General features: G+C 61.9%; 21 protein-coding genes. All 21 read left to right on the top strand.

Annotated features, from left to right (window positions below; genetic code table 11):
- Positions 1-3 precede the first annotated feature (3 nt).
- The 21 genes from ACF8EA_RS20470 to fliI all read left to right on the top strand — a co-directional run bounded on the left by ACF8EA_RS20470 (position 4) and on the right by fliI (position 26,586).
- On the top strand, positions 4-2,739 hold the full coding sequence (locus ACF8EA_RS20470) for a glycosyltransferase (RefSeq protein WP_274147961.1): 2,736 nt from the start codon (positions 4-6) through the stop codon (positions 2,737-2,739).
- Positions 2,740-2,846: 107 nt separating this feature from the next.
- Entirely contained in the window at positions 2,847-3,545 is a 699-nt protein-coding gene (locus tag ACF8EA_RS20465; protein ID WP_021785163.1) for a WbqC family protein, read from the top strand.
- Entirely contained in the window at positions 3,542-4,177 is a 636-nt protein-coding gene (locus ACF8EA_RS20460; protein WP_021785164.1) for a class I SAM-dependent methyltransferase, read from the top strand. The genes ACF8EA_RS20465 and ACF8EA_RS20460 overlap by 4 nt, the downstream gene beginning before the upstream one ends.
- A gap of 36 nt (positions 4,178-4,213) precedes the next feature.
- Complete coding sequence (locus ACF8EA_RS20455) at positions 4,214-4,981, top strand: hypothetical protein (protein WP_021785165.1); 768 nt, start codon at positions 4,214-4,216, stop codon at positions 4,979-4,981.
- A 12-nt stretch (positions 4,982-4,993) separates the two neighbouring features.
- Positions 4,994-6,373 carry an FAD-binding oxidoreductase gene (locus ACF8EA_RS20450; RefSeq protein ID WP_021785166.1) on the top strand — a complete coding sequence of 460 codons (1,380 nt, stop codon included), beginning with the start codon at positions 4,994-4,996 and terminating at the stop codon, positions 6,371-6,373.
- Between the two features lie 23 nt (positions 6,374-6,396).
- Entirely contained in the window at positions 6,397-7,551 is a 1,155-nt protein-coding gene (gene rffA, locus ACF8EA_RS20445; RefSeq protein ID WP_021785167.1) for a dTDP-4-amino-4,6-dideoxygalactose transaminase, read from the top strand.
- Positions 7,552-7,595: 44 nt separating this feature from the next.
- Entirely contained in the window at positions 7,596-11,138 is a 3,543-nt protein-coding gene (locus tag ACF8EA_RS20440; protein ID WP_392523090.1) for a glycosyltransferase family 2 protein, read from the top strand.
- Positions 11,139-11,385: 247 nt separating this feature from the next.
- Positions 11,386-12,321, top strand: a complete 936-nt coding sequence (locus tag ACF8EA_RS20435; protein ID WP_021785169.1) for a ketoacyl-ACP synthase III — start codon at positions 11,386-11,388, stop codon at positions 12,319-12,321.
- A gap of 246 nt (positions 12,322-12,567) precedes the next feature.
- Positions 12,568-13,416: a flagellin domain-containing protein gene (locus tag ACF8EA_RS20430; protein WP_015271225.1), complete on the top strand. Its 849-nt coding sequence runs from the start codon at positions 12,568-12,570 to the stop codon at positions 13,414-13,416.
- 69 nt (positions 13,417-13,485) lie between these two features.
- The gene (locus tag ACF8EA_RS20425; protein WP_274147964.1) at positions 13,486-13,845 is read left to right on the top strand and encodes a flagellar protein FlaG; all 360 of its coding nucleotides are present in this window, start codon (positions 13,486-13,488) and stop codon (positions 13,843-13,845) included.
- Between the two features lie 79 nt (positions 13,846-13,924).
- Positions 13,925-15,343 (top strand): flagellar filament capping protein FliD, encoded by a 1,419-nt coding sequence (gene fliD, locus ACF8EA_RS20420; RefSeq protein WP_392523088.1) that lies wholly within the window; start codon positions 13,925-13,927, stop codon positions 15,341-15,343.
- 134 nt (positions 15,344-15,477) lie between these two features.
- Positions 15,478-15,873 carry a flagellar export chaperone FliS gene (fliS, locus tag ACF8EA_RS20415; protein ID WP_021785172.1) on the top strand — a complete coding sequence of 132 codons (396 nt, stop codon included), beginning with the start codon at positions 15,478-15,480 and terminating at the stop codon, positions 15,871-15,873.
- A gap of 14 nt (positions 15,874-15,887) precedes the next feature.
- Positions 15,888-16,184: a flagellar protein FliT gene (locus tag ACF8EA_RS20410; protein ID WP_392523086.1), complete on the top strand. Its 297-nt coding sequence runs from the start codon at positions 15,888-15,890 to the stop codon at positions 16,182-16,184.
- A 169-nt stretch (positions 16,185-16,353) separates the two neighbouring features.
- Positions 16,354-17,829 (top strand): transcriptional regulator FleQ, encoded by a 1,476-nt coding sequence (gene fleQ, locus ACF8EA_RS20405; RefSeq protein WP_103469900.1) that lies wholly within the window; start codon positions 16,354-16,356, stop codon positions 17,827-17,829.
- A gap of 510 nt (positions 17,830-18,339) precedes the next feature.
- Entirely contained in the window at positions 18,340-19,557 is a 1,218-nt protein-coding gene (locus ACF8EA_RS20400; RefSeq protein ID WP_392523085.1) for a sensor histidine kinase, read from the top strand.
- Positions 19,557-20,912: a sigma-54-dependent transcriptional regulator gene (locus ACF8EA_RS20395; protein ID WP_392523084.1), complete on the top strand. Its 1,356-nt coding sequence runs from the start codon at positions 19,557-19,559 to the stop codon at positions 20,910-20,912. The genes ACF8EA_RS20400 and ACF8EA_RS20395 overlap by 1 nt, the downstream gene beginning before the upstream one ends.
- A gap of 233 nt (positions 20,913-21,145) precedes the next feature.
- Positions 21,146-21,478: a flagellar hook-basal body complex protein FliE gene (gene fliE, locus ACF8EA_RS20390; RefSeq protein ID WP_021785177.1), complete on the top strand. Its 333-nt coding sequence runs from the start codon at positions 21,146-21,148 to the stop codon at positions 21,476-21,478.
- Positions 21,479-21,493: 15 nt separating this feature from the next.
- A complete protein-coding gene (gene fliF / locus ACF8EA_RS20385) occupies positions 21,494-23,272 on the top strand; it encodes a flagellar basal-body MS-ring/collar protein FliF (protein WP_021785178.1) in 1,779 nt (592 codons plus the stop codon).
- Entirely contained in the window at positions 23,265-24,284 is a 1,020-nt protein-coding gene (fliG, locus tag ACF8EA_RS20380) for a flagellar motor switch protein FliG (RefSeq protein ID WP_013973604.1), read from the top strand. Before fliF ends, fliG begins: the two co-directional genes overlap by 8 nt.
- A 162-nt stretch (positions 24,285-24,446) precedes the next feature.
- The gene (fliH, locus tag ACF8EA_RS20375; protein ID WP_392523083.1) at positions 24,447-25,241 is read left to right on the top strand and encodes a flagellar assembly protein FliH; all 795 of its coding nucleotides are present in this window, start codon (positions 24,447-24,449) and stop codon (positions 25,239-25,241) included.
- The gene (gene fliI / locus ACF8EA_RS20370) at positions 25,231-26,586 is read left to right on the top strand and encodes a flagellar protein export ATPase FliI (RefSeq protein WP_021785180.1); all 1,356 of its coding nucleotides are present in this window, start codon (positions 25,231-25,233) and stop codon (positions 26,584-26,586) included. The genes fliH and fliI overlap by 11 nt, the downstream gene beginning before the upstream one ends.
- The last annotated feature ends 1 nt before the right edge of the window (position 26,587 follow it).

Below are 26,587 nucleotides of genomic sequence, written 5' to 3'. Positions count from 1 at the left end.
TTTATGGTCGAAATCGCAAACGGATCGCGCAGTGACGTCACGGTACTGTTGCTTGGCCACGACCAAGCCGCTCATCGTGAACGGGCACTGCATTATTATCGTCAGGCTGGCATTGCCTGCCTGGCATTGGATGCGCTTGAAGGGCACAGCCCTTCGGCGTTGTGCAGTGCGCGCCTGGAGCAGGCGCTGCAGCAGGTGGCGACGCCGCTGGTCAGTCTGACCCTGGATGCAGACTTCGTGCAGGCTCCGGCGCTGGACAGCGCTGCCGCCAGCCTGAGCGCCAACCCTGCGGCGCTGGCAGCCCAAGGCTACGCTTTGGGGTATGCCCCGGGCAACAGCCAGGTAGCCTATTACAAGATAGGCCATCCGTTCCCACTGCTGGAGGGCGAGAGCGTGCTGGCGCGCATGCGCGTGCATGCCCTGTCCAACCAGCCGGCCTGGCGCGCCGTGGTCAGGGTCGAAGGGATGCGTGCGGCACTTGCCAGTCTGCCCGAGGATCTGGATTTCGCCGGCTGGCGTGTGGCGCTGTCGTTGGCGTTGCTGGCTGAAGGGCAATTCATCCAGCTGGACCAGACCGACGTGATCTGTGAGCTGGCGCCGCGCAGTGTGTCGGCAGTTGCCCGGGAAGAACAGTTGGCGCGTACCGTACGCCTGTTGCGCGCATGGGATGCGCAACGCGCGGGTGTGTTCGCCGACGAATCCGCCTTCGTTGTGCTCAATCGCCTGGTGCGTGGCAGCTATGATGCAGGCGAGCCGCCGCTGCTGTTCACCTCTCGCTGGACCAGCGTGATTGCCGACCCGGACCGGCAGTTCGAACCCCGGCAGTATGTGGAGATGCCGTACTATCAGAACACCCTGTTCCAGCGCCTGACCGAGCTTGAATTCCTCTGTCATGCCTGGCCGACAGGGCGTGAGCACCGTCATGCGCTGGAGGGCACCTGGGTTCGTCAGCGGGAACTGCTCGAAGTGCACCCCAACGACACCACCGAGACTTTGCAGCAACGCTACTGGCAGGCGCTGGCGCTGGGCTTGTTTACCCGGGACGTCTGCCAACGCCTGCTCGCGACTCTCAAGGGCGAGGAGCATGCGGAAAAGGTGCGTGAGTTGAGTGCCTGGCTGGAGCACCTCGACGGCGTTCCCGGCCAGGATGTGCCTGGGTGGCTCGCGACCACCGGCTCGGGCCAGCTTTTACAGGCGCTGGCGGCGGCGACACCGACGGCGGCGGTGCGTCAGCGCGTGCTTGCGCAACTGGCCAGGCGGCCAGGCCCACAGATTGCCTTCATGGTGGTGGACCTCGAGGATGATGACCTTGCCTTGCAGGCGACTTTCGACAGTCTGCTGGCCACAGGTCTGCGCAATTTCAAACTGGTGGTGCTCAAGGCCGGTAAACCGCCAGCCATCACCACGGCGCGGGATACCTTGCATTTCATTCAGGTCGAGCCAAGTAACTGGGTGTCGCACCTGAATCAGGCTGTGCGCCAGGTGCAGAGCGAATGGCTGATGCTGTTGCAGGCGGGCGATGTGCTCGCCAACGGTGGCTTGTTACGCTTGCAGCTGGAGCTGAGCGAGTCGCCGGCCTGCGATGTGATCTGTGCCGATGAGGTGCAGCGTGATGCCGACGGCCGTCTGCTGGGCATCATGCGTCCCGGCAGCGATCTGGATGTGCTGCGCAGCCAGCCGGGCCTGATGTCTCGTCACTGGCTGCTGCGCCGACAGGTCGTGCTTGATCTGGGGGGCTTCGACAGCCGCCTCGGCCATGCGCTCGAGTACGACTTGCTGCTGCGTCTGGTGGAGGAGCGGGGTGTCGGCGGTATGGCTCACATGGATGAGTATCTGGTAATCGGCAGTCAGGCATCGGAATCGATGCCTGCCGAGGCGCTGGAAATTCTCGACCGCCACCTGAAGCGGCTGGGCTATCGGGGGCAGGCGAGCGAACAGGGTGCTGCCGGGTTGGTCATCGATTTTCGACACGGCTCGACGCCATTGGTCAGCGTATTGATGGTCTATGAGGGCAATCGATCCGCGCTTGAACGCAGCCTGACCAGTCTGTTCCAGCGCACTCGCTATCCCCGCTACGAAGTCGTGCTTGCCTGCGCTCAGGATCAACACGATTTGTTGTCCGAAGCGCTTCAGCCGTTCGCTGGCCGCGTACGTCTGGTGACTGCCGAGGCAGCGGAGAATCCGTTCAACCAGGCAGCCATGCAGGCGCGTGGTGAATACCTGGTGTTGCTGAGTGAACGCTGCCAGGTGGTCACCCCGGCCTGGATTGAGGCGCTGCTCAACCAGGCGCAACGGCCCGAGGTCGGGGTTGTCGGCGCGCGCCTGGTCGACAGTGATGGCGGTCTCGCCCATGCCGGATACGATTTGCTTGCCGGGCCGCGGGTGCACACGCCCTGGGCGGGGGTACCGGGCAGCCATGGTTGCTGGTCTGGCGTCGTGCGTGGCTGCCGAGCGGTATCGGGGGATTGCCTGATGGTGCGCGCAAGCGTGTTCGAACAGTGTGGTGGGATGCAGGCGGTGCTGGCGGCAGATGTCGACTTGTGCCTCACTGTGGCAGCTGCTGGCAGCCTCGTGGTGCTTGCACCGCAGGCGCAGTTGGCGATCGAGGGCCCTGCTGCTCTGGCTCCTGAGGCTGTTCAGCAATTGCTGGCGAAATGGCCTGGCGCCTTCACCCGCGAAGTTGCTACTGACGGCCAGGGGGGGCACGCCGAAGCCGCTTGGCTCGTCCCGTTCAAGTAGCTGGCGCGGGAATTGCAAAAGCCGGGCAGATGCCCGGTTTTTTTCGCCTGGCGGCAATTAATTGACAGGCTGACGCCTGGCTTCACGCGGTGTGAACGAGGTCGTGGATGCAAAAGAAAGTGGCTGTGTTGCAGTCCAATTACATTCCATGGAAAGGGTATTTCGACCTGATCGGCAGCGTCGACGCGTTCATTCTGTTCGACGATGTCCAGTACACGCGCCGAGACTGGCGTAATCGCAACAAGATAAAGACTGCACAGGGTGAGCACTGGCTGAGCATACCGGTGAGGAACAAGGGACGCTACGAGCAGTTGATCAACGAAGTGCAGGTCAGCGAGCCGGGTTGGGCGCAGGCGCACTGGAAAACCATTGAGATGAGCTACCGCCGCGCGGCTTGCTTCGAACAGATGGAGGGGCCGATCAGGGCGCTCTTCGAGCAGGCCGCAGCGCTCACTCATCTTTCCCGTATCAACCATCTGTTCATCGCCGGTCTGTGTCCGCTGCTGAACATCTACACGCCGCTGTTTCGCGCCGAAGAGCTGGGGCAGGCAACCGGCAAGAACGAACGGCTGATCCAGTTATGCCAGGCCGTTGGTGGCACGCACTACCTGTCGGGGCCGGCAGCAAGCTGTTATCTGGACGAGGCCGCATTTGCTGCTGCCGGACTCGGTCTGTCGTACATGGACTATGCCGGCTACCCCGAGTACCCGCAGTTATACGGCGGTTTCCAGCACGCGCTGAGTGTCATCGACCTGTTGTTCAATACTGGCGCTGACGCGCCTGCCTTCCTGGAGCGGCGACCATGAGCACTACCATTCTGCGCGAAGTGGAACAGTACTACTCCTCGCGTATTCGCGAACATGGGGCCACCCCGGAAGGGGTTGACTGGAACGGTAGCGCTTCCCAACATCTGCGCTTTGAACAGCTGCTCAAGCTGGTCCCGCAGCAGGAGTGGCAGCAAGGTTTTAGCCTGGTCGATGTTGGTTGCGGCTACGGCGCATTGCTGGAGTGGTTGCGCGAACGCGGCGCGGCGGTGGACTACCACGGCTATGACCTGTCAGCCGAAATGATCGCGTCGGCCCGCGCCAGGCACGGGGCGGACCCGTCCACGAGCTTCGAGGTCGCTGAGCGGTCCAGCCGAACGGCGGACTACGCGGTGGCCAGCGGCATTTTTAACGTTTCACAGCAGACTCCGCGTGAAGCCTGGGAAAACTATATTGCCGAGGTGCTTCGCAGTATGGATGCCTGCTCTATCAAAGGCTTCGCGTTCAACTGCCTGACCAGTTACTCCGATGCGCCCTTCATGCGTGACTACCTGTATTACGGCGATCCGTGCTTTTACTTTGACCTGTGCAAAAGAACCTACTCCAGGCAGGTGGCACTCTTGCATGACTATGGCTTGTACGAATTCACCCTGCTCGTGCGCAAGGCCCCGTGACCTGCCATTCGACTTCCCTGTTTCCTGGAGACATCCATGCTCAAGAAAGGCTCTACTTCCGTCACCCAATCCAGCGACAGCCAACTTGAAGCGCGTGAGCGCCTTTGGCAGTCCTTCGCCAACGCGCCGCTCGATGATGCCGAGAAAGAGCGCAATCTCGGCCTGTTCATCCGTTCGGCTTCCCTTGCACGGATGTTGGCGATTTCCGACCTGTATCGCGAGATTGTCCCGCTGCCTGGTTCGGTGCTGGATTTCGGTACCTGGCGTGGTCAGAACGCGGTGCTATGCGAAAACCTGCGTGCCATCTTCGAGCCTTTCAACAAGCAGCGTCGGGTAGCGGCGTTCGATACCTTCGCCGGCTACAAGTCCCACGCCAGCGACAGCAAGGTCGACAACGAGCATTTCCAGGACGGTTGTTACGATACTGGTAGCGGCTATGCCGATTACCTGCGCCATTTGCTCGCTGTGCATGAAAGCATCAATGCGCTGCCGCAGGTTTCCAGCGGCCACCAGGTGGTCGAGGGCGACATCAAGGATACCTTGCCGCGTTTCATTGAGGAAAACCGCAATCTGCTTGTGGCGCTGGCCTTCTTCGACATGAACCTGGAAGGGCCGACCCGCTTTGCCCTGGAGCAGATTCTGCCGCGCTGCGTACCGGGTTCGCAGCTGGCGTTCTTCCAGTTGCAGCGTGACTTCCTGCCGGGCGAGGGCTACGCCTATGTGGCCGAAGTGCTGGGCAAGGTACGTCATGAGATCAAGCGCTCGCAGACATACCCGTCCCTGTGCATCGTCAAGTTGCTGTAAGGGGGGCGAGCCATGTTTCTAATCATTGGTAACGGTATGGTTGGCCTGGCGATCGCTGCAGGTCTTTCCCGTTCGGTACCGGCCGAGCGCATTACTGTGGTGGGCCCGATATCGCGACCCTACAGTGCGTCGATGGCCGCCGCCGCCATGCTCAATTCGTTCGCCGAACTTGAGCCGGGTGCACTGGACCAGCCGCGCGATCGCCTCAAGTTCGAACTCAGCCAGGCTTCCGCACGGCTGTGGGCGGCGTTCGTCGAAGAATTCGAAATCCCCGCCGAGCACTATCGGCTAGGCACCGTGCTGGTCAACAACAACGCTTCCAACGCGTTCGAAGACCAGGCCTTCGATGCCATTGCCGGCTATCTCGAAGAATTCGCGGAACCCCACGAGCGGATCGAGCCGACGCTAGAGCCTGCATACTCGCCGGCTTCGGGCTATCGCAGCCGCAACGCCTTGTTCCTACCTCGAGAGGGTGTGGTCAACCCGGACGGGGTAGTGCATGCCCTGCAGCAGACGTTGGCCAGGCGCGGCGTGCGTTTTGTCGAGGGGGTAGTGGAGTCGCTGGACAAGGTCGGCGGCCGCACCTGTGGCGCGCGCCTGGCCGATGGCCGTGTGCTGGCCGCAGAGCGCGTGGTGCTGGCCAATGGCAGCATGGCAACCCGGCTGTGGGCAGAGGACGACTGCATTCGGGTGATCAATGGCGTCGGCGCTACCGTGGTATTGAAAAACCAGAGTATCCAGGGCCGATACGTGCTTCGCACACCCAACCGTGGTGGCGCCTGTGGCATCTACCATGCGCCTTACCGGGACGATCTTTTCGTGGTCGGTGCGACAAACCTGATTACTACGGTTGACGAGCAGGTACCGCGCGCAGAGTCGGTGGCAGCACTGATCAATGGTGCGATCAATCAGGTCAATCAGATGCACCGCGCCAGTGGCTTCGTGCGGTACAACTTTGGCTATCGACCGGTGAGCCTCGATGGTTATCCGGTCATTGGTCAGCTCAACGACAATACGTTCATCGCAACCGGCACGCGGCGCGACGGCTACCATTTCGCGCCGTGGTTGGCGGACAACTTGGCAGCGCTGGTGCAGGGGCAGCTTCTTTCGCCACAGGCAAGCGCGTATTTCGCACACACCCGGCCACAGCGACGGGCAATGCTCGATCAGTCGGTCGAGGTGTGTTGTCGCAAATACGCAGCAGTCAAATGCTCGGCGCTTTCCCAGCATGGTTTCGACGCGGGACATACCGATGCCGACCAGGCGCTTGAACAGTATTACTACCAGCGTGCCCGAGATTTCTTTACCCGTAATGGCATGGAGCAGGCAGTACAGGTCGAGTTTATCGATGCGCTGATCGGTGGCTACCTGCCGCTGAGCGATTTCACCTGAGGCACGGGCTGGAGAATACGAACGTGAGCAAACAGGTAATACCCTTCAACAAACCTTTTGTCGTTGGCAAGGAGTTGTTCTACATCGCCCAAGCGGTGATGAACGGCGGCATCGCTGGCGACGGGCAGTTCACCCAGATGTGCCAGCAATGGCTGGAGGACAACCTGGGCTGCCCAAAAGCGCTGCTAGCCCATTCATGCACTGCAGCGCTGGAGATGGCGGCGATCCTTGCCGATGTCGGGCCGGGGGATGAGGTCATCATGCCGTCATTCACGTTCGTCTCCACCGCCAACGCCTTCGTGCTGCGTGGTGCAGTGCCGGTGTTCGTGGATATTCGTCCGGACAGCCTCAACCTTGATGAGCGTCTGGTCGAAGCCGCAATCACCGAGAAGACCAAGGCGGTCGTGGCCGTGCATTATGCGGGGCAGCCCTGTGACATGGATGCGCTGTTGCGTATCTGCAACCGTTACGGCCTGATGCTCATCGAGGACGCCGCCCAGGCAATTCTTGCCCGTGAGAAGACCAGGGCCCTGGGTACCATCGGCCACCTCGGCTGCCTGAGTTTCCATGAGACCAAGAATGTTATCAGTGGTGAGGGAGGGGCATTGCTGATCAATGACCCGAAACTGATCGAGCGCGCCGAGATCATCTGGCAGAAGGGTACCAACCGTAAGGCGTTTGCCCGCGGTGAAGTCAGCAAGTACACCTGGGTCGATGTCGGGTCTTCGTTCTTGCCCAGCGAGCTGACGGCCGCTTTCCTGTATGCCCAGCTGGAGCAGGGCGAAAGCATCAACGCTCATCGGCGTGGCCTGTACGAGGCTTACTACAACCAGCTGCAGGCACTGGAAGCCGATGGGTACTTCCAACTGCCGCGCACGCCAGGGGGGCGGCCAGCCAATGCGCACATCTTCTACCTGCTGATGCGCAACAACCACGAACGTAGTGAGCTGATCCGGTTCCTGCGCGAGCGGGATATTCACGCGGTGTTTCATTATGTACCGCTGCACGATTCGCCTGCCGGCCTTCGTTATTCGCGCAGCGTCGGAGAACTGCCGGTGACCTGTGATGTAGCCCAGCGTCTGGTGCGCTTGCCGCTGTATTCCGACATGAGCGCTCGCCAAGTCGCCCAAGTATGTGCCGCAGTCGCCCAATTCTTTGCCGAGTCCCGCGCTGTTTGAGGCCGGCTTGCCGTTGTATTTCCTGATTCTGGAGTTTCCAAGCGATGCCCAATTCTGCCCGGGTTGACGCCCAATCGCTCGACCAGGCGCTGATGCGCTTGCGCCTTATGTATGCCAAGCCGGAGCATCCGTATTACATACTGGCGCCGGACTACCGGGAAACCTCGTCGGGCGTCGCGTCCCTGCATTACCTCTGCCATGTGCTCAATCTGAACGGGCGCGAGGCATACATCTGCGGTGGCCAGGTGGTCAACCCGAACCTCAAGACGCCGCTACTGGACCCTCGGACCCAGAAGCGGCACCAGGATGAAGGTAAGGTACCCATCGCTGTCTATCCGGAAGTGGTGGTTGGCAATCCGCTTGGCTGCGATGTTGTGGCGCGTTTCCTGCTGAACTTCGAGGGTTTCCTGACCGGCCAAAGCATGCAGGCAGCGGGCAGTGACCTGTTGTTCTATTCCGGCGCCCTGATCGCCGCGCGGCATGGCTACCCGGACGGCGACCTGTTGTGCCTGCCGACCATCGATGTCGAGCTGTTCAGCGCGCCGGCACCGGGTAGCGCGCGTGAGGGCAAGTACCTTTACCAGAACCGCCACCCTCTGGAGCAGATCGACTACTCACAGTTGCCTGGCGATATCCGCCTGCTTAGCATGGCCAACGCCCTGTCGTTACCTGAACTGGCGGTGTTGCTGCGCAAGGCCGAAGTGCTCTACACCCATGAGTGGTCGATGACCTGCGTGATCGCCGTTCTGTGCGGCTGCCCGGTGATTTTCATTCCGGGGTACGGGATTGATCAGTCGTTTCTTGAAGCCAGCTTCATCGGCAGCCACGGCTTTGCGATGCTCGACCAGCCGCACGCGTTGGCGCGCGCCAGTGCCGGCCTCGAGGGTGCCCTGCAGCGCTACGTGGAAAAGACTGCACCGTTCTGGCAGCACCTTGAGGTGTTCATTGCCAAGACGCAGTTGGCGGCCCGTCGCGAGTCCGCCGGCAACCGTGCCGGCATGCTGAGATGGCTGCGCCAGCGGTACCCGTTGCCGCAACAGTTGCAATTGATGCAGGAGCGTCTGGCTGCACCCGGTGCGCCTTCGGTTGCCGTGCTGGTGCTGGATCATGGTGACCCCGCCGCCTTGGCGCGTACTCTGGGCAGCCTCGACGATGTGCTGTACCAACGCATCCAGGTGTGTGTTCTGGGCGCGCAGGAACCCCGCCGGCCGAACGTACAGTGGCTCTCGGCTGACACCCGGGCGCCGCTACCCTCCATCCATAGCGCGCTCGAAAACAGCCCGTGCGAGTGGTGCATGGTAGTCGATGCTGGCGTGCAGTTTACCGCCAGCGGCCTGCTGGTGGTGGCGCTCGATCTGGCGCAGGCCCCGGAAACCTGCCTGGCGGTATTTGCCGATGAGGCCGTTCGTGGCGCCGGTGACACTGTCGAAGGGCGCCTGCGCCCGGACCTCAACCTGGATATGTTGCTCGCCCATCCAGCCGCCTTGTCGCGGCACTGGTTGTATGACACGCGTGCGCTGCTGCATCAGGGCGGGTTCGACCCGGCATCAGGGCGCGCATTCGAGCTGGCATACCAGTTGCGCCTGATTGCCGATCATGGCCTTGGGGTAGTAGGCCATGTCAGCGAGCCGCTGTTGATCGCCAACCTGGAACAGCCACTGACCTGCGATGACGAACGCTCGGTCATCCAGGCACACCTGCTGGAGCGTGGCTATCCGCACGCACAGGTCCGGCCGACCACGCAGGCGCCGAATCGCTATGAAATCGACTATGGGCACCAGCAGCCGACTTCGGTGAGCATCCTGATCTATATCGATGGCGACCTGTCGCGGTTGCAGCGCTGCGTGGAGCAGTTGCTAGCCTATACCACGGCTATCGAGCATGAAGTGCTGCTGGTCGAGCCGGGCAATGACGACCAGCTGATGCTGCAGTGGCTGGAAATGCTGTGCCAGGTAGGCCAGGGACGGATCCATGTGCTGCGTTTCATGGCCGGACAGACACGCGCCGCCATGTGCAACGCCGCAGCGCAAGAAGCACAGGGCGAATTCCTGGTCTGGCTGGATGCAGTCGCCATGGTCAGTGACGGTGACTGGTTGCAGGCCTTGCTCAACCATGCGCAGCGTCCTGAGGTTGGAGCCGTGGGCGGCTTGATGTCGAGCGTCGACGGTGTGGTCCGGCAGGCTGGCCTGGTGCTCGGTCAGGGCGGAAGCGTGGGCCCGGCCTACACCGGGCGGGCGACTGGCGAGGAGGGTGAGCTGGCGGCGCTGATGATCGAGCGCAACGGCGTAGCAGTGGGTGATCATTGCCTGATGGTTCGGCGCGCAACCTTCCTCGACCTGGGTGGCTTCACTGTCGATCCGTTGCTGGAACCGTGGGTTGCAGTCGATCTGTGCCTGCGTTTGCAGCAGGCCGGCTACCTCAATGTCTGGACGCCACGCGCCAGGCTGCAGCTGGAAGCGGCAGCAGCCGCTGTGGTAAGCGCCGAACAGGAGGAGGCACTCTACGCTCGCTGGTTGCCGCAACTGGCCAGTGATCCCTCCTACAATGCCAACCTGTCGCTCCTGGCCGGCCATAGTTATGCGCGACAGGATAATGGCCTGTGCTGGCGGCCGCTGCATGGTATCGTCCCGACGGTGCTGGCTTTTGCGGCGGACCAGCAAGCGGCCGGCCAGGCACGTGTGATACAGCCGCTCATGGCGTTGCGAAATACCGGCGCAATCGATGGCTCGGTGACCACTGGGGTGCTCACCCTGGTCGACATTCAGCGTTACGCGCCCTCGACCATCGTCCTGCAGCGCCCGCTGGCAGACGCTGGCCTGCTGACTTTGCGTCGTCTGCGCGCGTTCTCCGAGGCCTTCAAGGTGTATGACCTGGACGGCTATGTCGCAGAAATGGGGCTTGCTGCGGGCATGGGGGGCGAAGAGTTGCTGCAGCGCCTGAATTACGGCCTGATGCAGGCAGACAGGGTGGTCGTGGCCAGCCCGACGTTGGCAGAGATGCTGCTAGGGCAACATGACGACGTTCGCCTGCTCGAGAGTGCATTACCTGCCACCTGGGGGCAGCTGCAAGGCTTGCGTGGTGCGGCGACCAGGCCGCGTCTGGGCTGGATTGGCAACAAGGATGCGGGCCTGTTGGCCGAGGTCGTACCAGCCATGGCCCAGGAGGTCGACTGGGTGGTCCTGGGTGATTGCCCGCAGGCTTTGAGGCCGTATGTCAGCGAGCAGCATCCACCGGTCCCGTTCGAGCGCTTGGGCATTACGCTCGCCGCGCTGAATCTGGATTTGGCGCTGGTGCCCATGGCCGATACCCTGGGTAATGCGTGCTCGGCCGATCTGCGGGTGCTGCAGCACGCCGCTTGCGCTCATCCCGTCATCTGCAGTCGTGTGGCCGGTTTCGCTGGTGCAGGTAGCTTGCCGTTGTCGAAAGTGGATAACCAGCCGGCTGACTGGCTGCGCGCCATTCGTCTGCACCTGGAAGATCGTGACGCCTCGGCTGCGCTGGGTGATGCGCTGCAGAATGCCGTTCGCTCGAACTGGCTGCTCGAGGGGGAGCGCCTGGAAGCCTGGCGCCAGGCCTGGCTCGTCTGAGGTGCTGAGGTAAGGCCGGGAGCCCGCGCAATGTGGGTACCCGGCCGTGCTCGCGGGTCGCGGCTGCGCGCGAAGGCATTGATCTTGTCGAGCAATTGCCTGATCGTATACATAACCGTGACTTGGCAGTCGAAACGTGCATCTCTAAGCTATCGAGTCTGCGGGCAATCACGTCGTCTCGTCACGCGAGATCCTGACCCTGGCGCACAAGCCCGCGAATTTTCGCCATATCTATCGGGAAGCCACAATGATTGGCATCAAAAGCATCGCCAGTTTCGTACCTGTCGAAGGTGTCGACAATTACGCACAGGGCGCAAAATTTGGCAAAGATCAGGATTTTATCTTTGGCAAGATCGGTTCGACTTTCTTGCCGCGCAAGGGAACCACTCAGGAAACCTCTGATCTTTGCGTGGAAGCAGCGAAAAACTTGTTTGCTGCTAATCCTGAGCTCGATCCTGCATCCATTGATGCCGTGATAGTCGTCACCCAGAACGGTGACGGCGAAGGCTTGCCGCACACTGCTGCCATCGTTCAGCAAAAGCTCGGCCTGAGCACCCAGGTTGCAGCGTTTGATATCTCGCTGGGCTGCTCCGGCTACGTTTACGGTCTTTATGCCATGAAAGGCTTCATGGAGGCGACCGGGTTGAAAAACGGCCTGCTGATCACCGCCGACCCGTATTCGAAGATCGTCGATCCCGAAGATCGCAACACCACCATGCTGTTCGGCGACGCCGCCACCGCGACCTGGATGGGCGAGGATGCGGTCTGGCAGCTCGGCAAATCGCTGTTCGGCAGCGACGGTGCAGGTGCCGAGCACCTGCGCACGACCGACGGCAAGTTCTTCATGAATGGCCGTCAGGTCTACAACTTCGCCTTGGTCAAGGTGCCTGCGCACCTGCAACAATTGCTTGAGGCCAGCCAGCTGCGTGCCGAGGATATCGACCTGTACTGCCTGCATCAGGGCAGCGCGGCGATCGTCGATGCCGTGTCCGCGCGTTTTGACGAGGGAGCGCACAAGCAGAAATTCGTCAAGGACATGGTCGAGACCGGTAATACCGTGTCGTCGAGCATTCCGTTGCTGCTGGAAAAGCATGTGCTCAACTCGCAGCACCAACGCGTTGCACTCAGTGGCTTCGGCGTCGGCCTGTCCTGGGGCTCGGCGATCATCGAGCGCAACGGCTGACTGAGCGCCGGATGAACAAAGAAGCGCAGCCCGTCCCCGGGCTGCGCTTCTTTCATTTTTGGTGATGCTTTTCTGGCGTCAAACCCTTGATTTCATTGAGGTGGCCGGATGCCAGCAAAAAAAGTGAGAAATCACCCTAAAGCAAACTGCCCTGACGACGATAAATAGTACGAAGGTTCTCTGTGCCACACCCGGCGAATTGCCAAGGCCGGAAGCCGTAGTACCCAATCCAACGAGGAATTCGTCATGGCTTTGACTGTTAACACCAACACCACCTCTCTGGGCGTTCAGAAGAACCTGAACCGTGCTTCCGATGCACTGAGCACCTCGATGACCCGTCTGTCCTCCGGCCTGAAAATCAACAGCGCCAAAGACGACGCCGCCGGCCTGCAGATCGCTACCCGCATGACCTCGCAGATCCGTGGTCAGACCATGGCTATCAAAAACGCCAACGACGGTATCTCCATCGCCCAGACCGCTGAAGGCGCGATGCAAGAGCAGACCAACATCCTGCAGCGTATGCGTGAACTGGCCGTTCAGTCCCGAAACGACTCGAACAGCACCAACGACCGCGTCGCTCTGGACAAAGAATTCCAGTCGATGGCTTCGGAACTGACCCGTATTGCCAACAGCACCCAGCTGAACGGCAAAAACCTGCTGGACGGTTCGGCTTCGGTCATGACCTTCCAGGTTGGCTCCAACACCGGTTCCGCCAACCAGATCACCATCGACCTGAGCGCCAAGTTCACCGCTTCGGACCTGGGCGTTACTTCCTCGATCAACATCCAGGGTTCCGACACCACCACCGCCGAAGCCAACTTCAGCGCTGCTGTTTCGGCCATCGACGCCGCTCTGCAAACCATCAACAGCAACCGTGCTGACTTGGGTGCCGCGCAGAACCGTCTGACCAGCACCATCAACAACCTGCAAAACATCAACGAAAACGCCGAAGCTGCTCGTGGTCGTGTACAGGATACCGACTTCGCTGCTGAAACTGCCCAGCTGACCAAGCAGCAGACTCTGCAGCAAGCTTCCACCTCGGTTCTGGCTCAGGCCAACCAGCTGCCATCGGCAGTACTGAAGCTGCTGGGCTAATCTGCCTGGTTGCTGGCGGGGAAGTGCTGGTAAGGCACTTCCCCGCCTTTTCATTGCGAGGTGGTGGGCATGGACATGAGCGTCAAGCTGAACCTGTCTTATCCGGCCGCACGTCCGGCCGAGCAGGTTGCCGAAAAACCGGTAGCCCGGTCGACAGAAAACGTAAAGCCCGAAGACGACAAGAAAGACCCAAAGGCGGAGCACGATGCCGACAAGGTCAAACATGCCGTTTCGGAGATCGAAAAGTTCCTGAAGGCATCGCAGCGCAATCTGGAATTTTCCACGGATGAAGAATCCGGCAAGATCGTGGTCAAGGTCATCGCTACCGACAGTGGTGAACTGATTCGCCAGTTGCCCTCGGAAGAGGCCCTGCGGATCGCTCACAGCCTGAGCGATGTCAAAAGTGTTCTGTTCGACGCCAAGGTATGATCGGCGGCGAACACCAAATGAAGTGATGCATGTCGGTCCCGCAGGAGCGGGCTGACGCGTTGATGAGAGGGACTACAGCATGGCAAGCCCGATTACTTCCAGTACAGGCCTGGGTTCTGGTCTCAACATTACCGAGATCGTGACCGCATTGGTCAAAGCCGATACATCCGCCAAGCAGGCGCAGATCACTCGGCAAACCAGCAATAACACTGCGATGATTTCGGGTATTGGCTCGCTGCGCAGTGCCCTCACGGCATTCCAGGATGCCATGAAGGCGCTCAACGACAAGGATGCGCCGTCTTTCAACGCCTATGCAGCGACCTCGGCCAACGAGTCGGTGGTCAAGATCAAGTCGAGCAACTCAGCGGTAGCGGGTAGCTATGACATCGTGGTGGACAAGCTGGCCACCGGCTCGAAAGTGGCCAGCCAGCAGTTCAGTGGTGGTGCTACCAGCCCGATCACTGCTGGCCAGCTTACCATCAGCCAGAACGGCAAGACCTACAACCTGGACGTGCCCAGCGGCGCGACGCTGCAAAGTGTGCGCGACCAGATCAACAAGGAAATGAGTGCCAACGGCATTTCCGCCAACATCATCAACGAGGAAGGCGGCTCGCGCCTGGTGCTCGGCTCTACGACCACGGGGGCGGGGACTGACATCTCCCTGAGCGGTATCGCCGAGCTGGCAATCGATGGCACCACGCAGATGTCCGGTACCGGTGCAGGCTTCATCACTGCCAAGGCTCAGGACGCCGAATTGACCATCGACGGCTTGAAGGTCAAGAGTGCCTCCAATACGCTCGATAGCGCCATCAGTGGCATGACCCTGGAGTTGACCGGGGTCAGCCCCAAGGCCAGCGGCGCTCCCACTGGTACGCCGACGGCGGTCACCGTTGCGGCGGACAACGATGGTCTGAAGAAGTCGGTCCAGAGCTTCGTCGATGCCTACAATACGCTGCAGAAGGCGATCACGTCGCTGACGTCGACCAGTCGTGACAGCGATGACAAGCTGGTGCTCGGCCCGCTCACCAACGACCCGACCACCCGCTCTCTGCTGGGTGATATTCGCAAGGTGCTGAGTGAGGTGGGGGCCGGCGACCAGCTGACCACGCTGAGCCAGTTGGGTATCAACACCCAGAAAGATGGCACGCTCGAATTCAACAGCAGCAAGTTCAGCTCAGCGATGAATGACAAGAAGCTTGGCCCGGAGGTGCAGGAGCTGTTCACCGGCACCGACGGCATCTTCGAGCGCATGAACAATGCCATCGATCCTTACAACAAGACCGATGGCAGCCTTGCCACGCGCAAGTCCAACCTCGACAAGGCGGTCTCGGAACTGGCCAACCAGCAGGCCGCGCTTGATCGCCGCACCGAGTCCCTGACCGAATCGCTGACCAAGAAGTACGTGGCCCTTGACGCCGCCCTGGGCAAGATGAAAGCCCAGGCCGACCAGATTACCTCGATCTTCGAAGCGATCAACGCCCAGGCCAAGAAATCCTGATCGGCTGAACATGCCAAAAGCCCGGCGGCGTCCGCGAGACGCCCCGGGCTTTTTGTTTTTCCCCTAAAGTTTTTTGACGTACAGGCGATACAGCAGGTACAAGCAAATTTTTACCGCAGCAACGAGGCAGATCCATGAACCCGATGTTGGCCCTTCGGCAGTACCAGAAAGTCAACGGCGCAGCGCAGACCTCCGAAGCCAGCCCGCACCGCCTGGTGCAGATGCTCATGCAGGGCGGCCTTGATCGCATGGCGCAGGCCAAGGGTGCCATTGCTCGCAACGACATCGCGCAGAGGGGCATCCTCATCGGCAAGGCCATCGACATCATCGGCGGCCTGCGTGAAGGCCTGGACCTGGAAAACCATGCTGAAAGCCTGGCCGAGCTGGACAGCTTGTACATGTATATGAGCCGTCGCTTGATCGAGGCCAACGTCAAAGGCGACCCGACCATCATCGACGAGGTCGCGCGCCTTCTGATCACTGTGAAGGAAGGTTGGGATGCAATCGGCGATCAGTCGTCGGCTTCCTGATAAAGGAGCATGACATGAGCGAAGTAATCGCCCGAATCGAACAGACCCGGGACATGCTGCTGGCAGCGCTGGCTGACCGCGACTGGGAAGCGGTGGGGGAGTTGGACCTGGAATGTCGCTTGCGCATCGGTGACATGGTGTCCGAAGCCAAAGGCAATGAGGCGGATGTCAGTGCCAGTCTCGAGCAATTGATGGTCGTGTACCGCCAACTAATCGAGGTTGCAAGTGGTGAGCGTCAATCCTTGGTCGATGAAATGACGAAAATCCGTCAGGCGAAGAACGCGGCAAAGGTATACCATTTGTTCACCTGACCACCGTTGTTGCAAAAAGCCGTGCGCCATTAATTTGACTGATCGGTGTTTTTTGACTTTACTAGTGGCTGTTTTCGAATTTCAGACGTCCGAACACTGACCATTCAGTCGGAATGATGTCGAGCACGCCCCCGCAGGGCGCCGATATGACTAGGGAAGTTGCTATTGCATGTGGCGTGAAACCAAGATTCTGCTGATCGATGACGACAGCGCGCGCCGCCGCGACCTTGCGGTGGTGCTGAACTTCCTCGGCGAAGAAAACCTCGCATGTGCCAGCCATGACTGGCAGCAGGTTGTCGAGCCATTGTCCTCGAGCCGCGAAGTGCTGTGCGTGCTCATCGGCACCGTGAATGCTCCGGGCAATCTGCTTGGCTTGCTTAAGACAGTGGCTACCTGGGATGAGTTCCTTCCGGTTCTGCTTTTAGGTGAAATTTCTTCTGCGGAGTTCCCGGAAGACCTTCGCCGCCGGGTGCTTTCCAACCTGGAAATGCCGCCAAGCTACAGCCAGCTGCTGGATTCGCTGCACCGTGCCCAGGTCTACCGCGAAATGTATGACCAGGCACGCGAGCGCGGTCGCCAGCGCGAGCCCAATCTGTTCCGCAGCCTGGTCGGCACCAGTCGTGCCATCCAGCACGTACGGCAGATGATGCAGCAAGTGGCGGATACCGACGCCAGCGTGCTGATCCTGGGCGAGTCGGGTACCGGCAAGGAAGTGGTGGCCCGCAACCTGCACTACCATTCCAAACGTCGCGAAGCGCCGTTCGTGCCAGTCAATTGTGGTGCGATCCCGGCCGAGCTGCTGGAAAGCGAACTCTTCGGCCACGAGAAGGGGGCCTTTACCGGGGCCATCACCAGCCGTGCCGGGCGTTTCGAGCTGGCCAACGGCGGTACCCTGTTCCTCGACGAAATCGGCGACATGCCATTGCCAATGCAAGTCAAACTGCTGCGTGTGCTGCAGGAACGTACCTTCGAGCGTGTGGGTAGCAACAAGACCCAGAGCATCGACGTGCGCATCATCGCTGCGACGCACAAGAACCTCGAAAACATGATCGAGGACGGCACGTTCCGTGAAGACCTGTACTACCGCCTGAATGTGTTCCCCATCGAAATGGCACCGCTGCGTGAGCGCGTGGAAGACATCCCGTTGTTGATGAACGAGCTGATTTCGCGCATGGAGCACGAGAAGCGTGGTTCCATTCGCTTCAATTCCGCCTCGATCATGTCGCTGTGTCGTCATGGCTGGCCGGGCAACGTGCGCGAGCTGGCCAACCTGGTCGAGCGCATGGCGATCATGCACCCGTACGGGGTCATTGGCGTGTCGGAATTGCCAAAGAAATTCCGCTACGTCGATGACGAAGACGAGCAGATGGTCGACAGCCTGCGCAGCGACCTTGAAGAGCGCGTGGCGATCAATGGCCACACACCAAACTTCAGCAATCACGCCATGCTGCCGCCCGAAGGCCTGGACCTCAAGGACTACCTGGGTAGCCTGGAGCAGGGGCTGATCCAGCAGGCTCTGGACGATGCCAACGGTATCGTTGCGCGCGCGGCTGAACGTTTGCGTATTCGCCGTACCACCCTGGTCGAGAAAATGCGCAAGTACGGCATGAGCCGCCAGGGCGGTGAGGAACAGGCGGAAGATTGATGTTTGGGCGGGGTGTTTGTCTCGGGTTTTGCGTTTGGGCGCAGATCGAGCGCCGCCCGCGCGGCGCATCGCGAGCTGCGCTCGCTCCTACGTTTGTTTCGGGCCAGTAACGCCTGTGCCAGGCGCGCGCGGCCGCCTGGCCCGTACCACGCGAAATCGCGACATGCGCCAAGGCGTTCGCGCACAAATCCCACAGGAATGATTGGCCCGAAACAAGCGTAGGACCTCGCGATGCTTGTTTGTACAATGTGATATTGCGCCATGCGCCAAGGCGTTCGCGCGCAAATGGCACAGGAATGATTGGCCCGAAACAAACGTAGGAGCGAGCGCAGCTCGCGATGCGCCGCGCGGGCGGCGCTCGATCTCCCAGGCACAACCAATCTCAAGGCGAACACTTCTCAGCCTTGAAGCAATCCCACGTCAAACCCAAATCCCTATCTCCGGCACGGCTATTGCTACACCGCTGGCACCACACCGTTTTTATGACGGTCAGCCACGCGAGAGAGCAAGATGCCCCAGGCCGCCCACGTATCCCGAGCCCCCGATCAGCAGGGGCAAACCCCGGTCGCGCAGGACAGCGGCCAGGGTATCGCGCAAGCCTTTGCCCTGTTCAATCAGGTGTCCAGCCAGCTGAGCCAGTCCTACAGCCTGCTCGAAGCCCGGGTCAGTGAACTGAAGGGCGAGCTGGCGGTGGTCAGCGCCCAGCGCATCGAAGAACTGAGCGAAAAGGAACGCCTGGCCAACCGCCTGCAAAATCTGCTGGACTTGCTGCCCGGTGGGGTGATCGTGATCGACGGCCAAGGCCTGGTGCGCGAAGCCAACCCAGCCGCCTGTGAGTTGCTCGGCGAACCTCTGATCGGCCAATTGTGGCGCCAGGTGATCGCCCGTAGTTTTGCTCCGCGCAAGGACGACGGCCACGAAGTCTCGCTGCGCGACGGTCGCCGTCTGTCCATCGCCACCCGCTCGCTGGATGCCGAGCCTGGCCAGTTGGTGCTGCTCAACGACCTGACTGAAACCCGTCGCCTCCAGGATCAACTGGCTCGCCACGAGCGCCTGTCGTCCTTGGGGCGCATGGTTGCCTCGCTGGCCCACCAGATCCGCACACCGCTGTCGGCAGCCATGCTGTATGCCAGCCACCTGGCCGATAGCGAGCAAGCGCTGAGCGCGGAAACCCGCCTGCGTTTCGCAGCGACCTTGAAGGAACGCCTGCACGAACTGGAGCACCAGGTGCGCGACATGCTGGTGTTTGCCCGTGGCGAGTTGCCACTGGGGGATCGGGCGACCCCTAAAGCGCTGTTCCAGGCCCTGCAGCAGGCGGCCCAGGCGCATGTGCAGGGGCACGCCGTGCGCTGGCAGTGCGACAGCCATCTGGGTGAATTGCTGTGCAACCGCGACACCTTGGTCGGCGCTTTGCTCAACCTGATTGAAAATGCCCTGCAGGCCAGCGATGGCCCGGCACGGCTGAAGGTGCACCTGTACCGCCGCGAACGTAGCTTGCACCTGTGCATCAGCGATGCCGGCAGCGGCATAGATGCAGGCTTGCTCGGCCGTTTGGGCGAGCCGTTCCTCACCACCAAAGCCACCGGTACCGGCCTGGGCCTGGCCGTGGTCAAGGCGGTGGTGCGTGCGCATCAGGGTACGATCAACCTGCGCTCGAAAGTCGGCCGTGGTACCTGCGTGCGGGTAGAGTTGCCATTGATCGACGGGCAATTGGCGGAGGGGGTGTAATGGCAATCAAGGTGCTGCTGGTCGAGGATGACCGCGTATTGCGCCAGGCGCTGGGCGATACCCTGGAAATCGGCGGTTTCGCCTATCAGGCGGTGGGCAGTGCCGAAGAAGCGCTGGAGGCCGTGGTGGACGACGCTTTCAGTCTGGTGGTCAGTGACGTCAACATGCCCGGCATGGACGGGCACCAGTTGCTCAGCCAGCTGCGCCGCCAGCAACCACAGTTGCCGGTGCTGTTGATGACGGCGCATGCCGCTGTCGAACGTGCGGTCGAGGCCATGCGCCAAGGCGCCGCTGACTACCTGGTCAAGCCGTTCGAGCCCAAGGCGCTGCTCAGCCTCGTGGAGCGGCATGCCGCCGGGCGGGTCACCGGCGATGAGGGGCCGGTGGCCTGCGAGCCGGCCAGTCGCCAGTTGCTGGAACTGGCGGCCCGTGTGGCGCGCAGTGACTCGACCGTGCTGATTTCCGGCGAGTCCGGTACTGGCAAGGAAGTGCTGGCGCGCTACATTCACCAGCAGTCGCAGCGTGCCACGCAACCCTTCGTGGCCATCAACTGCGCGGCGATCCCCGACAACATGCTTGAGGCCACCCTGTTCGGCCACGAGAAGGGCGCCTTCACCGGCGCTATCGCTGCTCAGGCTGGCAAGTTCGAGCAGGCCGAAGGCGGTACTCTGCTGCTCGACGAAATCTCGGAAATGCCCATGGCCTTGCAGGCCAAGCTGCTGCGTGTGCTGCAGGAGCGCGAGGTGGAGCGGGTAGGCGGGCGCAAGCCGATCAGCCTGGACATTCGGGTGCTGGCCACCACCAACCGCGACCTGGCCGGCGAAGTGGCGGCGGGGCGCTTCCGCGAAGACCTGTACTACCGCCTGTCAGTGTTTCCGCTGGCCTGGCGCCCGCTGCGTGAGCGGCCGGGCGATATCCTGCAGCTGGCTGAGCGCCTGCTGGCGCGGCATGTGGTCAAGATGAAGCATGCCCCGGTGCGTCTGTCGCCGCAGGCGCGGGCCTGCCTGCAGGCCTATGCCTGGCCGGGCAACGTTCGCGAGCTGGACAACGCTTTGCAGCGGGCGCTGATCCTGCAGCAGGGTGGAGTGATCGAGGCGGCGGATTTTTGTCTGGCGGGCGCCATTCCATTGTCAGATGGCATCGAGCCATCACCTGACGTGGCGGCCGAAGCCGGCGGGCTGGGCGATGACATGCGTCGGCACGAGTATCAGATGATCATCGACACCCTGCGTGCTGAGCGCGGCCGCCGCAAAGAGGCGGCCGAACGCTTGGGCATCAGCCCGCGGACGTTGCGCTACAAGCTGGCACAGATGCGCGATGCCGGGTTTGACGTCGAGGCCAGTCTGTTCGGCTGACTGGCACCCAACTGAATGGTTGAGCACCACTGGGCCTCTATTGGAGCGGCAGGCCCGCGAAGAATCCGGCGCGGTGGCTGGCACCGGCTGCGCCGGTGTTCGCGGGCGTGCCCGCTCCCACGGCGCACGTTTCACATGGGATTTGATTGGCAAGGCTGGCACCTTTGTTGCTTTACGTAGGTCATTCGCCGCATGACTGTCAAAAAAATGCGGCCGCAGGAGAGAGAAGGGTCATGAGCCAAGGTGTTGAATTCAATCGTCTGATGTTGGACATGCGGGCCATGCAGGCCGATGCCATGTCGCTGCCCAAGGCAACCGCCGCCCCCGAGCTGGCGCCAGGGCAAAGTACCTTCGCCGACATGCTCGGCCAGGCCATCGGCAAGGTGCATGAGACGCAGCAGGCTTCGACCCAGCTGGCCAACGCGTTCGAAATCGGCAAGAGCGGCGTCGACCTGACTGACGTGATGATCGCTTCGCAAAAGGCCAGCGTGTCGATGCAAGCCTTGACCCAGGTACGCAACAAGCTGGTCCAGGCGTATCAGGACATCATGCAGATGCCGGTTTGAGGACGGATGTAACCCATGGCTGAAGCAGTCGTCGAAAACGCCCCCGCCAAGGCTGGCTCGCCAGCGGCCAAGCCGCCGCTGTTTGGCATGGCGTTTCTGGAAAATATCTCGCAGATGCCCATGCTGCGCCAGATCGGCCTCTTGGTCGGCCTGGCGGCCAGCGTGGCCATCGGCTTTGCCGTGGTGTTGTGGTCGCAACAGCCCGATTACCGTCCGTTGTACGGCAGCCTGTCGGGCATGGACACCAAGCAGGTCATGGACACCCTGGCCGCTGCTGACATCCCCTATAACGTGGAGCCCAACTCGGGGGCCCTGCTGGTCAAGGCCGACGACCTCTCCCGTGCGCGCCTGAAACTGGCAGCCGCCGGCGTGGCGCCGAGCGACGGCAATGTCGGCTTCGAGCTGCTCGACAAGGAGCAGGGCCTGGGCACCAGCCAGTTCATGGAAGCCACCCGTTACCGCCGCAGCCTGGAAGGCGAACTGGCCCGTACCATTTCCAGCCTCAACAACGTCAAGGGCGCGCGCGTGCACCTGGCCATTCCGAAAAGCTCGGTGTTCGTGCGTGATGAACGCAAGCCCAGCGCCTCGGTACTGGTCGAGCTGTACCCAGGCCGCGCGCTGGAAGCCGGGCAGGTGATGGCGATTGTCAACCTGGTCGCCACCAGCGTGCCGGAACTGGACAAATCCCAGGTCACCGTCGTCGACCAGAAGGGCAACCTGCTGTCCGATCAGATTCAGGATTCCGCGCTGACCCAGGCCGGGAAGCAGTTCGACTACAGCCGCCGGGTGGAAAGCATGCTCACCCAGCGCGTGCACAATATTCTGCAGCCGGTGCTGGGCAACGACCGCTACAAGGCTGAAGTGTCCGCCGACCTTGACTTCAGCGCGGTCGAGTCCACCTCCGAACAGTTCAATCCCGACCAGCCGGCGTTGCGCAGCGAGCAGTCGGTTGACGAGCAACGTGCCAGCAGCCAAGGTCCGCAAGGCGTGCCTGGCGCACTGAGCAACCAGCCGCCAGGCGCCGCTTCGGCACCGCAGACCACCGGTGGCGCGGCTACCCCGGCTGCTGCCATTCAGCCTGGCCAGCCGCTGGTGGATGCCAATGGCCAGCAGATCATGGACCCGGCCACCGGCCAGCCGATGCTCGCGCCATACCCGTCAGATAAACGTCAGCAAAGCACCAAGAACTTCGAGCTGGACCGTTCCATCAGCCACACTCGCCAGCAGCAGGGGCGCATGACCCGCCTGTCGGTAGCGGTGGTGGTGGACGACCAGGTCAAGGTCGACCCGGCCACTGGCGATGCCACTCGAGCGCCATGGGGCGCGGAGGACTTGGCGCGCTTTACTCGCCTGGTGCAGGACGCCGTCGGCTTCGATGCCAGCCGGGGCGACAGCGTGACGGTGATCAACGTGCCGTTCGCCGCCGACCGTGGCGAGGAAATCGCCGACATCGCCTTCTACCAGCAGCCGTGGTTCTGGGATATCGTCAAGCAGGTGCTGGGCGTGGTGTTCATCCTGGTGCTGGTGTTCGGTGTGCTGCGACCGGTGCTGAACAACATTACCGGGGGCGGCAAGCAGGCTGCCCCGGACAGCGACATGGAGCTGGGCGGCATGATGGGTCTGGATGGCGAACTGGCCAACGACCGCGTCAGTCTGGGTGGCCCGACAAGCATTCTGCTGCCTAGCCCGAGCGAGGGTTACGAGGCACAGCTCAACGCAATCAAAGGCCTGGTGGCCGAAGACCCGGGCCGCGTTGCCCAGGTCGTGAAAGAGTGGATCAACGCCGATGAGTGATAACCGAGCCGTTACCGCCAAGCTGAGCCGCGTCGACAAGGCGGCGATCCTCCTGCTTTCGCTGGGCGAGACCGACGCCGCCCAGGTGCTGCGGCACATGGGGCCCAAGGAAGTGCAACGGGTGGGTGTGGCCATGGCGCAGATGGGCAATGTGCACCGTGACCAGGTCGAACAGGTGATGAGCGAGTTCGTCGAAATCGTCGGCGACCAAACCAGCCTGGGCGTGGGCTCCGATGCCTATATCCGCAAGATGCTCAACCAGGCCCTGGGCGAGGACAAGGCCAACGGCCTGGTCGACCGCATCCTGCTCGGTGGCAACACCAGCGGCCTGGACAGCCTCAAGTGGATGGAGCCGCGCGCCGTTGCCGACGTAATCCGCTACGAGCACCCGCAGATCCAGGCCATCGTCGTCGCCTACCTCGACCCCGACCAGGCCGGTGAAGTGCTGAGCAATTTCGACCACAAGGTGCGCCTTGACATCGTCTTGCGCGTGTCATCGCTGAACACCGTACAGCCGGCGGCGCTGAAGGAGCTGAACCAGATCCTCGAGAAGCAGTTCTCGGGCAACTCCAATGCCGCGCGCACCACCTTGGGTGGTATCAAGCGTGCTGCCGACATCATGAACTTCCTCGACAGCTCGGTGGAAGGTGCACTGATGGACGCGATCCGCGAAATCGACAGCGACCTGTCGGAGCAGATCGAAGACTTGATGTTCGTCTTCAACAACCTGGCCGATGTCGACGACCGGGGCATCCAGGCGCTGTTGCGCGAAGTGTCCTCCGACGTGTTGGTGGTGTCGCTCAAGGGCGCCGACGAGCGGGTCAAGGACAAGATCTTCAAGAACATGTCCAAACGTGCTTCGGAGCTGCTGCGCGACGACCTGGAGGCCAAAGGGCCGGTACGGGTCAGCGACGTGGAAACCGCGCAGAAAGAAATCCTCACCATTGCCCGGCGTATGGCCGAGGCCGGCGAGATCGTCCTCGGCGGCAAGGGCGCCGAGGAAATGATCTAAGGTATTCGCGATCCCATAGCCGACGCCGCCTTATGTAGGAGCGGGTTTACCCGCGAAGGCGTCGGCCCTGGCAATCGAGGTTGTCGCTGCCGACGCATTCGCGGGTGAACCCGCTCCTACAAGGGACCGTGTCGGCCAGACATGGTTTGAGAACATGACAGCATGCCCACCAAAGAACACCACCCCAGCGACCTGATCCGCGCCCGCGACCTTGAGGGCGTGGACGTGTGGACGCTGCCAAGCTTCGACCCGGAACCCGAGCCAGAGCCCGAGCCAGAGGCGGAGCCCGAGGTCATCGCGGAAGAAGTCGAGGAAGTGCCGCTGGAAGAAGTCCAGCCACTGACTCTGGAAGAGCTCGAAGCCATCCGTCAGGAGGCCTACAACGAGGGCTTCGCCACTGGTGAGCGCGAGGGCTTCCACAGCACCCAGCTCAAGGTTCGCCAGGAGGCCGAAGAGGCCCTGAAGGCCAAGCTGGACAGCCTCGAACTGCTGATGGCCAACCTGATGGAGCCGATCGCCGAGCAGGACACGCAGATCGAGAAAAGCCTGGTGCACCTGGTGGCGCACATGGCTCGCCAGGTGATTGGCCGCGAGCTGCGCAACGATTCCAGCCAGATCACTCAGGTGCTGCGCGAAGCGCTCAAGCTGCTGCCCATGGGCGCGGACAATATCCGCATCCACCTCAACCCGCAGGATTTCGAGCTGGCCAAGGCCCTGCGCGAGCGCCATGAGGAGAACTGGCGGCTGCTGGAAGACAGCGCATTGCTGCCGGGTGGTTGCCGCATCGAGACGGCCCACAGCCGTATCGATGCCACCATGGAAACGCGTATTGAAAAAGCGGTGGCGCAGTTGTTCGACCAGTTGCACGACCATTCCCTGCACCCGGCGGTGCCAGACATGGCGATAGATCTGGGCGCGCCGGTCGAGCGTGCCGTGGACAACCCCGATGCACCTTGAACGCACCAGCTTCGGCAAGCGCCTGGGCACCTACGCCGAGGCCATCGCGCTGCCGTCCCAGCCCATCGTCGAAGGCCGCTTGCTGCGTATGGTCGGCCTCACCCTGGAAGCCGAAGGCCTGCGCGCTGCAGTGGGCAGCCGCTGCCTGGTGATCAACGATGACAGTTATCACCCGGTGCAGGTTGAGGCCGAAGTCATGGGCTTTGCCGGGCCCAAGGTGTTTCTGATGCCGGTGGGCAGCATCGTCGGTATTGCTCCGGGGGCACGCGTAGTTCCGCTGGATGACAGCGGCCGCTTGCCGATGGGTATGAGCATGCTGGGCCGGGTGCTCGACGGCGCCGGCCGTGCGCTAGATGGCAAGGGCGGGATGAAGGCCGAGGACTGGGTGCCGATGGATGGTCCGGTGATCAACCCGCTCAACCGCGACCCTATCAGCAAGCCGTTGGATGTGGGCATTCGCAGTATCAACGGCCTGCTTACCGTCGGCCGGGGCCAGCGGCTAGGCCTGTTTGCCGGTACCGGGGTGGGTAAATCGGTGCTGCTGGGCATGATGACCCGCTTCACCGAAGCCGAAATCATCGTGGTCGGTCTGATCGGTGAGCGGGGGCGCGAGGTGAAGGAGTTCATTGAGCACATCCTCGGTGAAGAGGGCCTCAAGCGCTCGGTGGTGGTGGCGTCGCCGGCAGACGACGCGCCGCTGATGCGCCTGCGTGCCGCCATGTATTGCACTCGCATTGCCGAGTACTTCCGCGACAAAGGCAAGAATGTGCTCTTGCTGATGGACTCCTTGACCCGCTTCGCCCAGGCTCAGCGGGAGATTGCCCTGGCCATCGGCGAGCCGCCAGCCACCCGGGGCTACCCGCCATCGGTGTTTGCCAAACTGCCCAAACTGGTGGAGCGGGCAGGCAATGGCGAACCCGGCGGTGGTTCGATCACTGCGTTCTATACCGTGTTGTCCGAAGGCGACGACCAGCAAGACCCGATCGCCGACTCGGCGCGGGGCGTGCTCGACGGCCACTTTGTGCTGTCGCGTCGGCTGGCTGAGGAAGGCCATTACCCGGCCATCGACATCGAAGCCTCGATCAGCCGGGTCATGCCCCAAGTGGTCGATGCCGACCACTTGCGCCAGGCGCAGAAGTTCAAGCAACTGTGGTCGCGTCTGTCACAAAGCCGCGACCTGATCAGCGTGGGTGCCTATGTGGCCGGCGGTGATCCGGAGACCGACCTGGCCATTGCGTTGCAATCGAAGCTGGTTGAGTTCCTGCGTCAGGGCCTGCGCGAGGACGTGGGCATGGCGCAGAGCCGCGAGCAGCTGGGGGCGATTTTCACGCCCCCGGCAGGTTGAT

The organism is Pseudomonas sp. YQ_5 (genome assembly GCF_043103305.1).
Lineage (GTDB): Bacteria > Pseudomonadota > Gammaproteobacteria > Pseudomonadales > Pseudomonadaceae > Aquipseudomonas > Aquipseudomonas putida_Y.
This window is presented reverse-complemented; position numbering and strand designations above follow the sequence as displayed.

Excerpts from the sequence above, each read along its gene's own strand:
- ACF8EA_RS20470 (WP_274147961.1), top strand. The coding sequence starts at position 4 with ATGGTCGAAATCGCAAACGGATCGCGCAGTGACGTCACGGTACTGTTG.
- ACF8EA_RS20465 (WP_021785163.1), top strand. The coding sequence starts at position 2,847 with ATGCAAAAGAAAGTGGCTGTGTTGCAGTCCAATTACATTCCATGGAAA.
- ACF8EA_RS20460 (WP_021785164.1), top strand. The coding sequence starts at position 3,542 with ATGAGCACTACCATTCTGCGCGAAGTGGAACAGTACTACTCCTCGCGT.
- ACF8EA_RS20455 (WP_021785165.1), top strand. The coding sequence starts at position 4,214 with ATGCTCAAGAAAGGCTCTACTTCCGTCACCCAATCCAGCGACAGCCAA.
- ACF8EA_RS20450 (WP_021785166.1), top strand. The coding sequence starts at position 4,994 with ATGTTTCTAATCATTGGTAACGGTATGGTTGGCCTGGCGATCGCTGCA.
- ACF8EA_RS20440 (WP_392523090.1), top strand. The coding sequence starts at position 7,596 with ATGCCCAATTCTGCCCGGGTTGACGCCCAATCGCTCGACCAGGCGCTG.
- ACF8EA_RS20435 (WP_021785169.1), top strand. The coding sequence starts at position 11,386 with ATGATTGGCATCAAAAGCATCGCCAGTTTCGTACCTGTCGAAGGTGTC.
- ACF8EA_RS20430 (WP_015271225.1), top strand. The coding sequence starts at position 12,568 with ATGGCTTTGACTGTTAACACCAACACCACCTCTCTGGGCGTTCAGAAG.
- ACF8EA_RS20425 (WP_274147964.1), top strand. The coding sequence starts at position 13,486 with ATGGACATGAGCGTCAAGCTGAACCTGTCTTATCCGGCCGCACGTCCG.
- fliD (WP_392523088.1), top strand. The coding sequence starts at position 13,925 with ATGGCAAGCCCGATTACTTCCAGTACAGGCCTGGGTTCTGGTCTCAAC.
- fliS (WP_021785172.1), top strand. The coding sequence starts at position 15,478 with ATGAACCCGATGTTGGCCCTTCGGCAGTACCAGAAAGTCAACGGCGCA.
- ACF8EA_RS20410 (WP_392523086.1), top strand. The coding sequence starts at position 15,888 with ATGAGCGAAGTAATCGCCCGAATCGAACAGACCCGGGACATGCTGCTG.
- fleQ (WP_103469900.1), top strand. The coding sequence starts at position 16,354 with ATGTGGCGTGAAACCAAGATTCTGCTGATCGATGACGACAGCGCGCGC.
- ACF8EA_RS20400 (WP_392523085.1), top strand. The coding sequence starts at position 18,340 with ATGCCCCAGGCCGCCCACGTATCCCGAGCCCCCGATCAGCAGGGGCAA.
- ACF8EA_RS20395 (WP_392523084.1), top strand. The coding sequence starts at position 19,557 with ATGGCAATCAAGGTGCTGCTGGTCGAGGATGACCGCGTATTGCGCCAG.
- fliE (WP_021785177.1), top strand. The coding sequence starts at position 21,146 with ATGAGCCAAGGTGTTGAATTCAATCGTCTGATGTTGGACATGCGGGCC.
- fliF (WP_021785178.1), top strand. The coding sequence starts at position 21,494 with ATGGCTGAAGCAGTCGTCGAAAACGCCCCCGCCAAGGCTGGCTCGCCA.
- fliG (WP_013973604.1), top strand. The coding sequence starts at position 23,265 with ATGAGTGATAACCGAGCCGTTACCGCCAAGCTGAGCCGCGTCGACAAG.
- fliH (WP_392523083.1), top strand. The coding sequence starts at position 24,447 with ATGCCCACCAAAGAACACCACCCCAGCGACCTGATCCGCGCCCGCGAC.
- fliI (WP_021785180.1), top strand. The coding sequence starts at position 25,231 with ATGCACCTTGAACGCACCAGCTTCGGCAAGCGCCTGGGCACCTACGCC.